1 protein-coding gene is annotated in these 16,208 nt (G+C 73.1%); it reads left to right on the forward strand.

Annotated elements, in window-relative coordinates; all coding sequences use genetic code 11:
* Positions 1-105: 105 nt before the first annotated feature.
* Positions 106-16,208: type I polyketide synthase (locus ACIGXE_RS23820; protein ID WP_399750545.1), on the forward strand; the 16,103-nt coding region annotated here is incomplete at its 3' end.

Here is a 16,208-nt window from a genome sequence, read left to right on the forward strand (position 1 = left end):
CGGGCAGTGGCCGCCGTCCCACCGACGTCGGAGCCACTGCCCGAGCCGCTGCGCCGGACGGGGGTCCGCGTGCGCGCCCGGCCATCGACGAAGAGGTTGCCCCAGATGCAGAACGAGCAGAAGCTTCGCGACTACCTCAAGCGGGTCACGGCAGACCTGGCGCAGACCCGCCGGCGCCTGCGCGAGGTGGAGGCCAAGGCCAACGAGCCCATCGCGATCGTCGGCATGAGCTGCCGCTACCCGGGCGGCGTCAGCTCGCCCGAGCAGCTCTGGGACCTCGTCGCCGGACAGCACGACGCGATATCCCCGTTCCCCGACGACCGCGGCTGGGACGTGGAGGGGCTCTACCACCCCGACCCCGAGAACCCCGGCACCTTCTACGCGCAGGGCGGCGGCTTCCTGGACCGTGTCGGCGACTTCGACGCCGAGTTCTTCGGCATCAGCCCGCGCGAGGCCCTCGCGATGGACCCGCACCAGCGGCTGCTCCTGGAGACCTCCTGGGAGGCGTTCGAGCGGGCCGGCATCGACCCGCAGTCCGTGCGGGGCAGCGCGACCGGAGTCTTCGCCGGTGTCATGTACCAGGACTACGCCTCGCGGCTCGACACCATCCCCCACGAGCTCGAGGGCTACATCGGCAACGGCAACGCCTACAGCGTCGCCTCCGGCCGCGTCTCCTACACCCTCGGCCTCGAGGGCCCGGCCGTCACCGTCGACACCGCCTGCTCCTCCTCCCTCGTCACCCTGCACCTCGCGGTCCAGTCGCTGCGCCGCGGCGAGTGCTCCATGGCCCTCGCCGGCGGCGTCACCGTCCTGTCGACGCCCGACGTCTACGTCGAACTCAGCCGCCAGCGCGGCCTGTCCACCGATGGCCGCTGCCGCTCCTTCTCCGACGACGCCGACGGCACCGGCTTCTCCGAGGGCGCCGGCATGCTCCTCCTGGAGCGCCTCTCCGACGCGCAGCGTCTCGGACACCGCGTGCTCGCCGTCGTCCGCGGCTCCGCCGTGAACCAGGACGGCGCCAGCAGCGGTCTCACCGCCCCGAACGGCCCGGCCCAGCAGCGGGTGATCCGCCAGGCCCTCGCCGACGCGGGCCTGGCGACGGCGGACGTGGACCTGGTCGAGGCGCACGGTACGGGCACGACCCTCGGTGATCCGATCGAGGCGCAGGCGCTGCTCGCGACGTACGGTCAGGGGCGGGACGGCGAGGGTGCCGAGCCGTTGAGGCTGGGCTCGCTGAAGTCGAACATCGGGCACACCCAGGCCGCGGCCGGCGTGGGCGGCGTCATCAAGATGGTGCAGGCGCTGCGGCACGGTGTCATGCCGAAGACGCTGCATGTCGACGAGCCGTCGGGCCAGGTCGACTGGTCCGAGGGCGCCGTGGAGCTGCTGACGGAGTCGCGGGAGTGGCCCGAGGTGGGTCGTGCGCGGCGGGCGGGTGTGTCGTCGTTCGGCATCAGCGGGACGAACGCGCACGTGGTGCTTGAGCAGGCGCCGGAGGTGGAGTCGGCCGTCGAGCAGGAGGCGGTGGAGGACTTCGGTCCGGTGCCGGTGCCGTGGGTGGTGTCGGGCAGGTCGCCGGCGGCGCTGGCGGCGCAGGCGGCTCGGCTCGCGGAGTTCGTGGCGGGTGCGGGTGCGGGTGCGGGTGCGGGTACGGGTGCGGATGTGGGGGAGGGGCTGCGTCCGGTGGACGTGGCGGCTTCTCTGGTCCGTACGCGGTCCTCGTTCGCGCACCGGGCCGTCGTCGTCGGTCAGGAGAACGCCGAACTTGGCGCCCAATTGATGCAATTGGCCGAGTCGGCTGCCGCCGTCCCGTCCTCGGTGTCGACCGGTGCGGGTGCGGTGTTCGTGTTTCCTGGTCAGGGGTCGCAGTGGTTGGGGATGGCGGTGGAGCTGGCGGAGTCGTCGGTTGTGTTCGCCGAGGCGCTGGCGGAGTGCGAGGCGGCGTTGGCGCCGTTTGTCGACTGGTCGCTGCGCGAGACGCTGCGTGATGAGAGCGGCGTGTGGCTGGAGCGTGTGGATGTCGTTCAGCCGGTGCTGTTCGCGGTGATGGTGTCGCTTGCCAAGCTGTGGCGCTCCCTTGGCGTCGAGCCTGCGGCGGTGGTCGGTCACTCGCAGGGTGAGATCGCCGCCGCCTGTGTGGCGGGTGCTCTGTCCCTGCAGGACGCCGCTCGGGTCGTCACCCTTCGCTCCCAGGCGATCCGGGCCCTGTCTGGCCGGGGCGGCATGGTGTCCCTCGCCCTGACGGCGGAGGCGGTTCGGGAGCGGATCGCCGGTTTCGACGGGCGGATCTCCATCGCGGCGGTCAACGGTCCGACGGCCGTGGTCGTCTCCGGGGACGCTGACGCGCTGCAGCAGCTCGTCGCCGGCTGTGAGTCGGACGGTGTCCGTGCTCGGGTGATCCCGGTGGACTACGCCTCCCACTCCGCCCATGTGGAGGAGCTGGAGGCCGAACTCCTCGACGTCCTCGCCCCGATCACCCCGCAGGTCTCCTCGGTGCCGTTCTTCTCCACCGTGACGGGCGACTGGCTCGACACCACGGCTATGGATGCCGCGTACTGGTATCGCAATCTGCGCCGGACGGTCGAGTTCGGCGAGGCGACCGCCGCCCTGATCGAGCAGGGTCATGGCCTGTTCGTCGAGGTCAGCCCGCACCCGGTGCTGACCGTCGGTCTTCAGGAGACCGTCGAGGCCTCCGGCAAGCCGGTGACCGTGCAGGGCACGCTGCGCCGCAACGAGGGCGGCTGGGACCGCTTCCTGACCTCCCTCGGCCAGGCTTATGCCGCCGGCGCGTCCGTCGACTGGGACAAGACGCTTCCCGCCGACGCGCGGATCGTCGACCTCCCGACGTACGCCTTCCAGCACTCCCGCTACTGGCTGGAGCCGGAGGAGCTCGCCGCCGACGTGGCCGTGGACCCGCTCGACGCCCGCTTCTGGGAGGCCGTCGAGCGCGGGGATCTCGCCGCGCTGAGCGACGACCTCGAACTCGATGTCGCGAACGGCGAGCAGCAGACCGCGCTCGGCTCCGCGCTCCCCGTCCTGGCCAACTGGCGCCGGCAGCGGCGCAACCGGTCCCTCCTGGACTCGTGGCGTTACGGCGTGACCTGGCGCCGACTCGCCGATCCGCGTTCGCCCAACCTGCAGGGCGGCTGGCTGCTGGTCGTGCCCACGGAGGGCGAGTCCGGCGACGCGATCGAGGCCGCGCTGACGGCGTACGGGGCCACCGTCGCGCGCGTGCCGTGGGACGCGGCGGACACCGACCGTACGGCGCTCGCCCTGCGGCTCCGTACCGCCGCCGACACCCTGCCCACCGGCGTACGGGGTGTGCTGTCGCTGCTCTCCGGCGACACGCGCCCGCACCCCGAGCGGGCCGAGGTTTCGGCCGGCCTGGCCGGCACGCTCACCCTGGCCCAGGCCCTCGGCGACGCGGCCGTCGAGGCGCCGCTGTGGCTGCTGACCCACGGCGCGGTGTCCACCGGGGCTGCCGACGCCGCCGACCCGGCGGGCGCCGAGATCTGGGGCTTCGGCCGGGTCGTCGGCCTGGAGCGGCCGCAGCGCTGGGGCGGCCTCGTCGACCTCCCGTACGACAACCCGCGGAACGCTCGGGCCACCGAGGCCACCGAGGCCACCGACGCCACCGAGGCCCACCTGACGGCCGAGTCGGCCCGGACGGCCCTGGACGAGCGGACCGCCGCCCGTCTGGCCGGAGTCCTCGGCGGTATCGGCGACGAGGACCAGCTCGCCGTGCGCGACTCGGGCGTGTACGCCCGCCGACTGGCCCGTACTCCGCCGGCCGGCAAGCCCGCCCGCGACTGGCGTCCGCGCGGCACCGTGCTCGTCACGGGCGGTACGGGCGCGCTCGGCGCGCACGTCGCGCGCTGGCTCGCCCGTAACGGCGCCGAGCACCTCGTGCTCACCAGCCGCCGCGGCGCGGACGCGCCCGGCGCCGCCGAACTGGCGGCCGAACTCCGCGCGTCGGGTGCGGAGGTCACCGTCGCCGCCTGCGACGTGGCCGACCGGGACGCCCTGGCCGCCCTGCTCGCGGACCTCACCCTCACCGCCGTCGTGCACACCGCCGGTGTCGGCGGCATCGCCGCGGTCGAGGACACCGGACTCGACGACCTGGCCGCCGCTCTCTCCGGCAAGGTCGCCGGCGCCCGCCACCTCGACGAGCTGCTCGCCGACACCCCGCTCGACGCGTTCGTCCTGTACTCCTCCAACGCCGGCGTCCTCGGCGGCGGCGGCCAGAGCGCCTACGCCGCCGCCAACGCCTCCCTCGACGCCCTCGCCGAGCAGCGCCGCGCCCGTGGCCTGACCGCGACGTCCGTCGCCTGGGGACTGTGGGACGGCGGAAGCGGCCTCGGTGACGCCGACGACGCCGACTTCGTCCTGCGCCGCGGACTGCGCCCCATGGCGCCCGAGCTCGCGGTCGCCGCCCTCGTGCGCGCCGTCGAGCACGACGAGACGACCGGTGTCGTCGCCGACATCGACTGGGAGCGGTTCGCCACGGCGTTCACCGCGGCACGGTCCCGCCCCCTCATCGGGGACCTGCCCGAGGTCAAGAAGCTCCTCGCCGCCGCCGACGAGCCCGACGACGCCAGCCCCTCCGCGCTCGCCGCGCGGCTGTCGACCGTCCCCGCCCCGGAGCGGGCCGGCATCGTCCTCGAACTGGTCCGCGCCCAGGCCGCCTCCGTGCTCGGCCACGCCGGACCCGAGGCGATCGACCCGCACCGCGCCTTCCGCGAGCTCGGGTTCGACTCGCTCAGCGCCGTCGAGGTCCGCAACCGGCTCAGCGCCGCCACCGGAGTGCGCCTCCCCGCCACCCTCGTCTTCGACTACCCGTCCGCGTCCTCGGTCGCCGACTTCCTGCTCGCCGAGGTCCTCGGCGCCGGCGACGACGCCGCCCCGCTCGTCGCGGCCTCCGCCGCCGCCCTCGACGACGACCCGATCGCGATCGTCGGCATGAGCTGCCGCTACCCGGGCGGCGCCGACACCCCGGAGCGGCTCTGGCAGCTCGTCCTCGAAGGCCGCGACACCACCGGCGACTTCCCCACCGACCGCGGCTGGGACCTCGACACGATCTACGACCCCGACCCCACCAAGTCGGGCACCACCTACACCCGCCAGGGCGCGTTCGTGTACGAGGCGGGCGCCTTCGACCCGGCGTTCTTCGGGATCAGCCCGCGCGAGGCGCTGGCGATGGACCCGCAGCAGCGCCTGCTGCTCGAAGCCTCGTGGGAGACCCTGGAGCGGTCCGGAATCGATCCGACGACCCTGCGCGGCACGGCGACCGGCGTGTTCGTCGGCGTCAGCTCGCAGGGCTACGGCTCCGAGGCGTACGAGATCCCCGAGGGCGCCGAGGGCTACTTCATCACCGGCGGCCAGACCGCCGTCGTCTCCGGCCGCGTCTCCTACACCCTGGGCCTGGAAGGCCCGGCGATCACCATCGACACGGCCTGCTCGTCCTCCCTCGTGGCCCTGCACCTCGCGGCCCAGTCGCTCCGCCAGGGCGAGTGCTCCATGGCCCTGGCCGGCGGTGTCGCCGTGATGACCGGCCCGGGCGCGTTCATCGAGTTCTCGCGCCAGCGCGGCATGGCCGCCGACGGGCGATGCAAGCCGTTCGCGGCGGCCGCCGACGGCACCGGCTGGGGCGAGGGCGTCGGCCTGGTGCTCCTGGAGCGCCTTTCGGACGCGCGCCGCAACGGCCACCAGGTCCTCGCCGTCCTCCGCGGCTCCGCAGTGAATCAGGACGGCGCCTCCAACGGCCTGTCCGCCCCCAACGGCCCCGCCCAGCGCCGCGTGATCCGCCAGGCCCTCGCGAACGCCGGCCTGACCACCTCCGATGTGGACGCGGTCGAGGCGCACGGCACGGGTACGACCCTCGGCGACCCCATCGAGGCCCAGGCCCTGCTGGCCACGTACGGTCAGGACCGTCCGGAGGGCGCGGACCCGCTGTGGCTGGGCTCGATCAAGTCGAACATCGGCCACGCCCAAACGGCGTCCGGAGTCGCCGGCGTCATCAAGATGGTCATGGCGATGCGGCAGGGTGTCCTTCCGGCGACGCTGCACGTGGACGAGCCCACCCCGCACGTGGACTGGTCGGCCGGCGCCGTCGAGCTGCTCACCGAGCGCCGCGACTGGCCCGCGACCGGCCGCCCGCGTCGCGCGGGCGTCTCGTCCTTCGGCGTCAGCGGCACCAACGTGCACGTCATCCTGGAGCAGGAGCCCGCGGCGGACGCGGCTGTCGCCCGAGCGGCCGGAAGCGACGCCGACGGTGTGGACGACGTGGACCGCCTGGGCGGTGCCGTGATGTGGCCCCTCTCGGCCAAGTCCGAGGACTCCCTGCGGGGTCAGGCCCGCAAGCTCCTCGACCTCGTCACCGAGCGACCCGAACTCGCCCCGGCCGACGTCGCGTTCTCGCTGGCCGCTTCGCGTGCGTCGTTCGAGCGGCGTGCGGTGGTGGTGGGTGCGGACCGCGAGGAGTTGGTGCGCGGGCTGGCGGCGCTCGCCGCCGGCACGGCGGCTCCGGGTGTGGTGACCGGTCAGGCGGTCGGTGGTCGGACGGCGTTCCTGTTCACCGGTCAGGGTGCTCAGCGGGTCGGTATGGGCCGTGAACTGTATGCGGCTTTCCCGGTGTTCGCGGAGGCTTTGGACGAGGTCTGCGCGGTCTTGGACGAGTGGACCGAGTACCCGACGCGGGACGTGCTGTTCGGGGAGGGCGTCACGGGCGAGCCGGGTCTGATCGACCGTACGGGTTGCACGCAGGTGGCGTTGTTCGCTGTGGAGGTGGCGCTGTTCCGGCTGGTGGAGTCGTGGGGTCTGAAGCCGGACTTCGTGGCCGGTCACTCGGTGGGCGAGCTGGCCGCCGCGCATGTCGCCGGGGTGGTGTCGCTGGCGGATGCTGCGCGGCTGGTGGCGGCGCGGGGTCGGCTGATGGAGGCGTTGCCGGACGGTGGGGCGATGGCGGCGCTGGAGGCGACGGCCGAGGAGGCCCTGGAGCTGATCGGTGGCCGGGGTGAGGTGGTGTCGATCGCTGCCGTGAACGGTCCGACGTCGGTGGTGGTGTCGGGTGTCGAGTCGGTGGTGGAGGAGATCACGCAGGCCTGGAAGGCGGCTGGTCGCCGCGCCCGGCGGTTGACGGTCTCCCATGCTTTCCATTCGCCGTTGATGGAGCCGATGCTCGCGGAGTTCGCGCGGGTGGCGGAGCAGCTGGAATACCGGCAGCCCCGTATTCCGGTGGTGTCGAACGTGTCGGGTGAGCTGGTGGTGTCGTTCGACGCCGACTACTGGGTCCGTCATGTGCGTGAGGCCGTCCGTTTCGCCGACGGCATCCAGTTCCTCGCCGGGCAGGGTGTGACGGCGTTCGTCGAACTCGGTCCCGACGGAGTGCTGTCCGGCATGGGTCAGAGCTGCCTGCCGGAGGACGACCGGGTCCTGTTCGCCCCCGTCCTGCGCAAGGACCGCGACGAGGTCCGCACGCTCACTACGGCGCTCGCGCAGGCCCACACCCACGGTGTCGCTGTCGACTGGCAGAGGGTGTTCGCCGGGCGTGCCGCCCGACGGGTCGACCTGCCGACCTACGCCTTCCAGCACGAACACTTCTGGCTGAAGCTTGCCGCGCCGCTGGGTGACGTGACGGCCGCCGGTCTCCATGCTCCCGGCCACCCCTTCCTTGGCGCGACGGTGGTGCTGCCGGATTCGGACGGTGTCGTCCTGACGGGGCGGCTGTCGCTGCGGTCGCACCCGTGGCTGGCGGACCACACCGTTCTGGGCAATGTCCTCCTCCCGGGCACGGCGTTCGTGGAGCTCGCACTGCGGGCCGGTGACGAGGTGGGCTGCGATCTGGTCGACGAGCTCACCCTCGCCGCCCCCCTGGTCCTGCCGGAGCAGGGCGCGGTCGACCTGCGGGTCGTCGTCGGCCCGGCCGACGAGGCCGACCGCCGCACCCTCACCGTTCACTCGCGCTCCGAGGACGCACTGCCGGAGGAACCGTGGACCACCCACGCCACCGGTCTGCTCTGCGAGGGCGCTGCGAGCGAGCTGCCTGCGCCGCTCACCGAGTGGCCGCCGGCCGGTGCGGAGCCCGTCGACGTCGACGGGCTCTACGCGGACTCCGCCGCCGCCGGCTTCTCGTACGGCCCCGTCTTCCAGGGCCTGCGGGCCGCCTGGCGCGGGACCGACGGCGCGGTGTTCGCCGAGGTCGCCCTCCCCGAGGACGCGGACGCCGCCTCCTTCGGCATCCACCCGGCGCTCCTCGACGCCGCCCTGCACGCCGTCGGCTACGGCGAGCTGCTGGCCGACGACGGCCAGGCCAGGCTGCCGTTCTCCTGGAGCAGGGTGGCCCTGCAGGCCGCCCACGCCTCCGAGCTGCGGGTCCGTCTCGCCCCCGCGGGCGAGAACGCCATCGCCGTGACCGTCGCCGACGGGACGGGCGCGCCCGTGGCCTCCGCGGGGTCGCTCGCCTTCCGGGCGGTCTCCGCCGACCAGCTCTCGACCGGCCGTGGCCCCGCCGCCGATTCGCTCTTCCACGTGGAGTGGACCGAACTCCCGGCCGCCGCCCAGACGCCGGATGCGGCGCTCTCGCTCGCCGTCCTCGGGACGGGTCCGTCCGGTCTCCTGCCGGACGCCACCGTGTACGCCGACCTCGCCGACGTACGGGACGTCCCGGACGCCCTCGTCGTACGGGTCCCGGCCCCCGCCACGGCCATGAGCGAGGAAGACGTCCAGGCCGACGCCGTTCGCGAGGCGACCGCCCGAGTGCTCGAGACGGCCCGCGCGTGGCTGGCCGACGAGCGGTTCGCGGACGCCTGCCTGGTCTTCGTCACCGAGGGCGTCACCGAGGGCGTCACTGGGGGCGTCACCGGGGGCGCCACCGACGCCGCCGGCGGTACTGCGACCGACCTGCTGCACGCTCCCGTCCGGGGCCTGGTCAGGGCCGCGCAGGCGGAGAACCCGGGCCGCTTCCTCCTCGTCCACCTGGACGGCACCGCCGAACTCGCCGACACGGCGCTCCGGTTCCCGGCCGCGCTGACCACCGCCCGTACGGCGGACGAGGGCGAGATCGCGCTGCGCGAGGGTCGGGTCATGGTGCCCAGGCTCGTCCGGACGCGTCCCGTCGACCGGGGGCCGGGTGGGTCCGGGGCGGCGGAGTCCGGGGCGATGGCCTTCGGTGAGGGCACGGTTCTGGTGACGGGTGGTACGGGTGCGCTGGGTGCGCTGGTGGCCCGTCATCTGGTGGCCGAGCACGGGGTGCGGAGTCTGCTGCTGACCAGTCGCCGCGGCGCCGAGGCGCCCGGCGCGACCGAACTGACCGCGGAACTGGTGCAGTTGGGTGCCGAGGTCACGGTGGCGGCGTGCGATGCCGCCGACCGTGAGGCACTGGCCGGACTCCTCCGGGGAGTCGACCTGTCGGCGGTCGTCCACACCGCGGGGGTGATCGACGACGGTGTGCTGTCGGCGATCACGCCGGCGCGCCTGGACGCGGTGATGCGTCCGAAGGTCGACGCGGCCCTGAACCTGCACGAGTTGACCCGCGACCTGGACCTGTCCGCCTTCGTCCTCTTCTCCTCCGCCGCCGGCGTGTTCGGCAACCCGGGGCAGTCCAACTACGCGGCGGCCAACACCTTCCTCGACGCCCTCGCCGCCCACCGCCAGGCCCTCGGCCTGCCCGCGACCTCGGTCGCCTGGGGCCTGTGGCAGAAGTCCGGCGGCATGACCGCCGAACTCGCAGAGACGGATCACAATCGCATGTCCCGTTCGGGCGTCACCGCACTCGCGGACGCCGACGGCCTGGCCCTCCTCGACGCCTCCGTACGCTCCGGCCGCGCCACGCTCGTCGCGATCCACCTCGACCTGGCCGACCTGCGCGGCCGGACCCCCGCACCGATCCTGCGTGGTCTGGTGCGGGTGTCGGGTCGTCGGGTGGCGTCGCGGGCGGGTGCGGTGGAGTCGTCGGCTCTGGCGCGTCGGCTGTTGTCGGTGGGGGAGTCGGAGCGGCTTCCGGTCGTTCTGGAGGTCGTGCGGGGGCAGGTGGCGGCTGTCCTCGGGTTCGCCGGTGCGCAGGCGATCGATGCGGCGCGGGCGTTCAAGGATCTCGGGTTCGACTCGTTGACGGCGGTGGAGCTGCGTAACCAGTTGGGTGAGGCGGTGGGTCTGCGGCTGCCGGCGACGCTGGTCTTCGACTATCCGACCCCGCAGGCGCTCGCCGAGCACATCATCGGCGAACTCCTCGGCACGCTCGGCAGCGGAACGGCGGAGCCCGTGGCCCAGGCCGCCGCGAGCGACGAGCCCATCGCCATCGTCGCGATGAGCTGCCGCTACCCGGGCGGCGTGGAGTCCCCGGAGGACCTGTGGCGCCTGCTCGCCGAGGGACGCGACGGCATCACGCCCTTCCCGACCGACCGCGGCTGGAACACCGACGACCTCTTCCACCCCGACCCGGACCACCCCGGCACCTCGTACACCTCCGAAGGCGGATTCCTGGAGGGTGCGGCCCAGTTCGACCCCGGATTCTTCGGGATCAGCCCGCGTGAGGCGTTGGCGATGGACCCGCAGCAGCGATTGCTGCTGGAGACCTCGTGGGAGGTCTTCGAGCGGGCCGGCATCGACCCGACGGGGCTGCGGGGCAGTGCGACCGGTGTCTTCGCCGGCGTGATGTACCACAACTACGGGACCCGCCTCACCCACGTACCCGAGGAGGTGGAGGGTTTCCTGAGCACCGGCGCGTCGAGCAGCGTGGTCTCCGGCCGTGTGTCGTACACCTTCGGTTTCGAGGGTCCGGCGGTGACGGTGGACACGGCTTGCTCGTCGTCGCTGGTGGCCCTTCATCTTGCGGCGCAGGCTCTGCGGCAGGGTGAGTGCTCGATGGCGTTGGCCGGTGGTGTGACGGTGATGCCGACGGCGGACACGTTCGTCGAGTTCTCGCGTCAGCGGGGTCTGGCGGCCGACGGCCGGTGCAAGTCCTTCGCGGCTGCGGCGGACGGCACGGGCTGGGGCGAGGGTGTCGGGATGCTGCTCCTGGAGCGGTTGTCGGATGCCCGGCGCAACGGGCATCAGGTTTTGGCGGTGGTGCGTGGTTCGGCGGTCAACCAGGACGGTGCGTCGAACGGTCTGACGGCCCCGAACGGTCCCTCGCAGCAGCGGGTGATCCGCCAGGCCCTGGCGAACGCGGGCCTGTCGACGGCCGATGTGGACGCGGTCGAGGCGCACGGTACGGGTACGACCCTCGGGGACCCCATCGAGGCGCAGTCCCTGCTGGCCACCTACGGTCAGGACCGTCCGGAGGGCGCGGACCCGCTGTGGCTGGGCTCGATCAAGTCGAACATCGGTCACACCCAGGCCGCCGCCGGCGTCGCGGGCATCATCAAGATGGTCATGGCGATGCGGCAGGGTGTCCTTCCGGCGACGCTGCACGTGGACGAGCCGACCCCGCACGTCGACTGGTCGGCCGGTTCGGTCGAGCTGCTCACCGAGGGCCGCGACTGGCCCGCGACGGGCCGCCCGCGCCGGGCGGGCGTCTCGTCCTTCGGCGTCAGCGGCACCAACGCCCACGTCGTCATCGAGCAGGTCGCGGAGGTTCCGGCCGACCGCGACCGGACGGCCACCGAGCCGCCCGGGGACATGCCCGTCGTCCCCTGGGCCCTGTCGGCCCGCACCGAGAGCGCCCTGCGTGCCCAGGCGACGCGCCTGATCCAGGCCCTGCAGGCGGACGACACCCTGAACCCGCTGGACGTCGGCCACTCCCTCGTCGCCACGCGTGCGTCGTTCGAGCGGCGTGCGGTGGTGGTGGGTGCGGACCGCGCCGAGTTGCTGCGCGGGCTGGCGGCGCTCGCCGCCGGCACGGCGGCTCCGGGTGTGGTGTCCGGCCAGGTGGTCGGTGGTCGGACGGCGTTCCTGTTCACCGGTCAGGGTGCTCAGCGGGTCGGTATGGGTCGTGAACTGTATGCGACTTTCCCGGTGTTCGCGGAGGCTTTGGACGAGGTCTGCGCGGTCTTGGACGAGTGGACCGAGTACCCGACGCGGGACGTGCTGTTCGGGGAGGGCGTCTCGGGCGAGCCGGGTCTGATCGACCGTACGGGTTGCACTCAGGTGGCGTTGTTCGCTGTGGAAGTGGCGCTGTTCCGGCTGGTGGAGTCGTGGGGTCTGAGGCCGGACTTCGTGGCCGGTCATTCGGTGGGCGAGCTGGCCGCGGCGCATGTCGCGGGGGTGGTGTCGCTGGCGGATGCTGCGCGGCTGGTGGCGGCGCGGGGCCGGTTGATGGAGGCGTTGCCGGACGGTGGGGCGATGGCGGCGCTGGAGGCGACGGCCGAGGAGGCCCTGGAGCTGATCGGCGGCCGGGGCGAGGTGGTGTCGATCGCTGCCGTGAACGGTCCGACGTCGGTGGTGGTGTCGGGTGTCGAGTCGGTGGTGGAGGAGATCACGCAGGCATGGAAGGCGGCTGGTCACCGCGCCCGGCGGTTGACGGTCTCGCATGCTTTCCACTCGCCGTTGATGGAGCCGATGCTCGCGGAGTTCGCGCGGGTGGCGGAGCAGCTGGAATACCGGAAGCCCCGCATTCCGGTGGTGTCGAACGTGTCGGGTGAGCTGGTGGTGTCGTTCGATGCCGGCTACTGGGTCCGTCATGTGCGTGAGGCCGTGCGCTTCGCCGACGGCATCCAGTTCCTCGCCGGGCAGGGTGTGACGGCGTTCGTCGAACTCGGTCCCGACGGAGTGCTGTCCGGCATGGGTCAAAGCTGCCTGCCGGAGGACGACCGGGTCCTGTTCGCCCCCGTCCTGCGCAAGGACCGCGACGAGGTCCGCACGCTGATCACGGCGCTCGCGCAGGCCCACACCCACGGTGTTGCTGTCGACTGGCAGAGGGTGTTCGCGGGGCGTGCCGCCCGGCGGGTCGACCTGCCGACCTACGCCTTCCAGCACGAACACTTCTGGCTGGAGGACGCGCTCAGCTCGGGAGACGCCGGAAGTCTCGGCCAGCGGCCGACCGGGCACCCGCTGCTCGGTGCGGCGGTGGTGCTGCCGGATTCGGACGGTGTCGTCCTGACGGGGCGGCTGTCGCTGCGGTCGCACCCGTGGCTGGCGGACCACACCGTCATGGGCAATGTCCTTCTCCCGGGCACGGCGTTCGTGGAGCTCGCTTTGCGCGCGGGTGACGAGGTGGGCTGCGATCTGGTCGACGAGCTCACCCTCGCCGCCCCCCTGGTCCTGCCGGAGCATGGCGCGGTCGACCTGCGGGTCGTCGTCGGCCCGGCCGACGAGGCCGACCGCCGCACCCTCACCGTGCACTCGCGCTCCGAGGACGCACTGCCGGACGAGCCGTGGACCACCCACGCCGTCGGTGTCCTGCGCCAGGCCGTGGGCGCCGAGGCGGAATCAGTCTTCGACGCCACGACATGGCCGCCGGCCGGTGCGGTCGCCGCCGAGGCGGAGTCCGTGTACGACGAGCTGGCCGATGTCGGTCTCGATTACGGACCGCTGTTCCAGGGCCTGCGAGCCGCCTGGCGCGGGACGGACGGTGCGGTGTTCGCCGAGGTCGCCCTCCCCGAGGGCACCGACGCGGCCGCTTCCTACGGCATCCACCCGGCGCTGCTCGACGCCGCGCTGCACGCGATCGGCCTCGGCGACCTCGTCGCGGCCGAGGGGGACGACGCGAAGCTGCCGTTCTCGTGGAGCGGCGTGTCCCTCCACGCCACCGGAGCGACGGCCCTGCGCGTACGGATCACCCGGGCCGGCAGCGACAGCGTCACGCTCGCCGTCGCCGACGCCGACGGCGCGCCGGTGGCCACCATCGGCGCCCTCGATCTCCGCACCGTCTCCGCCGAGCAACTCTCCACGGTCGGGACGCAGTCGCTGAACAACCGTCTCTTCCACGTCGACTGGACGGAGATCGAACACGCCGTCCAGGCCTCCGCGCAGAACTCAGCGCAGAACTCCGCGCAGAACTCCGCGCAGAACTCAGCGCAGAACTCCGCGCAGGACTCCGCCGTGTCGGCGGTCATGCTCGGCGCGGACGAGGACCTGACGGCGCTGCCCGCCTCGGTCACGCCCGAACTGGTCTTCCTGACCTGCTCGACGCCGACGGACTCCGTCGGCGCCGGCTCCGCGCACGACGCCGCGCACCGCGCGCTCGCGACGGCGCACCAGTGGCTGCGGGACGATCGGTTCACCGAGTCCCGTCTGGTCTTCGTCACGGCCGGCGCCGTGGCCGCACGGCCCGGCGACGCGGTTTCCGGCCTGGCCGACGCGCCCGTCTGGGGCCTGATCAGGGCGGCGCAGGCCGAGGAGCCGGGACGGTTCGTCCTGCTCGACATCGACCCGGGCGCCGAGGTGCCCTCGGTCGTCGAACTGGCGGCGGCCGTCAGCAGCGGCGAGCCGCAGCTGGCCGTGCGCGACGGCCGCACGCTGATGCCGAGGCTCGTGCGCACGTCTCCCGTCGGCCAGGGGCCGGGTGGGTCCGGGGCGGCGGAGTCCGGGGCGATGGCCTTCGGCGGGGGCACGGTTCTGGTGACGGGTGGTACGGGTGCGCTGGGTGCGCTGGTGGCTCGTCATCTGGTGGTCGAGCACGGGGTGCGGAGTCTGCTGCTGACCAGTCGCCGCGGTGCCGAGGCGCCCGGTGCGACGGAACTGGCCGAGGAGCTGCGGCAGTCGGGTGCGGAGGTTGCCGTCGCCGCCTGCGACGCCGCCGACCGTGAGGCGCTCACGGCATTGCTCCAGGGAGTCGACCTGTCGGCGGTCGTCCACACCGCCGGCGTCCTCGACGACGGCGTGCTGTCGGCCATGACGCCGGAGCGGATCGACCTGGTCATGCGTCCGAAGGTCGACGCGGCCCTGAACCTGCACGAGTTGACCCGCGACCTGGACCTGTCCGCCTTCGTCCTCTTCTCCTCCGCAGCCGGTGTCGTCGGCAACCCGGGGCAGTCCAACTACGCGGCCGCCAACACCTTCCTCGACGCCCTCGCCGCCCACCGCCAGGCCCTCGGCCTGCCCGGCCTCTCGCTCGCCTGGGGCGCGTGGACGGAAAGCGCCGGCATGGCGGGCACGCTCGGCGCCGACGAACTCGCGCGCATCCAGCGCTCCGGCGTCGACGGCCTGTCGGCCGCCGAGGGCCTCGCGCTGCTCGACGCAGCCGTCCGGGACCAGAGGTCCCTGCTCGTTCCGATGCGTCTCGACCTCGCGGCGCTGAGCTCCCAGCCCGACCGCCTGCCCGCCCTCCTGCGTGGTCTGGTGCGGGTGTCGGGTCGTCGGGTGGCGTCGCGGGCGGGTGCGGTGGAGTCGTCGGCTCTGGCGCGTCGGCTGCTGTCGGTGGGGGAGTCGGAGCGGCTTCCGGTCGTTCTGGAGGTCGTACGGGGACAGGTCGCGGCTGTCCTCGGGTTCGCCGGTGCGCAGGCGATCGATGCGGCGCGGGCGTTCAAGGATCTCGGGTTCGACTCGTTGACGGCGGTGGAGCTGCGTAACCAGTTGGGTGAGGCGGTGGGTCTGCGGCTGCCGGCGACGCTGGTCTTCGACTATCCGACCCCGCAGGCGCTCGCCGAGCACATCATGGGCGAACTCCTCGGCACGGCCGATCTCGCCCAGGTTGCCGTGGCGGCCACGGCCGTCGCGGACGAGCCGATCGCGATCGTGGGCATGAGCTGCCGCTACCCGGGCGGCGTGGAGTCCCCGGAGGACCTGTGGCGCCTGCTCGCCGAGGCCCGCGACGGGATCTCCGGCTTCCCCACCGGGCGTGGCTGGGACGTGGAGGGCATCTACGACCCTGACCCCGACCGTGCGGGCAAGTCCTACACCCGCGAGGGAGGTTTCCTGGAAGGTGCCGCGGAGTTCGACGCGGGGTTCTTCGGGATCAGCCCGCGTGAGGCGTTGGCGATGGACCCGCAGCAGCGGCTGCTGCTGGAGACCTCGTGGGAGGTCTTCGAGCGGGCCGGTATCGACCCGACGGGGCTGCGGGGCAGCGCGACCGGTGTCTTCGCCGGCGTGATGTACCACAACTACGGGACCCGCCTCACCCACGTACCCGAGGAGGTGGAGGGTTTCCTGAGCACCGGCGCGTCGAGCAGCGTGGTCTCCGGCCGTGTGTCGTACACCTTCGGTTTCGAGGGTCCGGCGGTGACGGTGGACACGGCTTGCTCGTCGTCGCTGGTGGCCCTTCATCTTGCGGCGCAGGCTCTGCGGCAGGGTGAGTGCTCGATGGCGTTGGCCGGTGGTGTGACGGTGATGCC

It is taken from the genome of Streptomyces sp. NPDC053431 (assembly GCF_044544925.1).
In the GTDB taxonomy this organism is placed as follows: domain Bacteria; phylum Actinomycetota; class Actinomycetes; order Streptomycetales; family Streptomycetaceae; genus Streptomyces.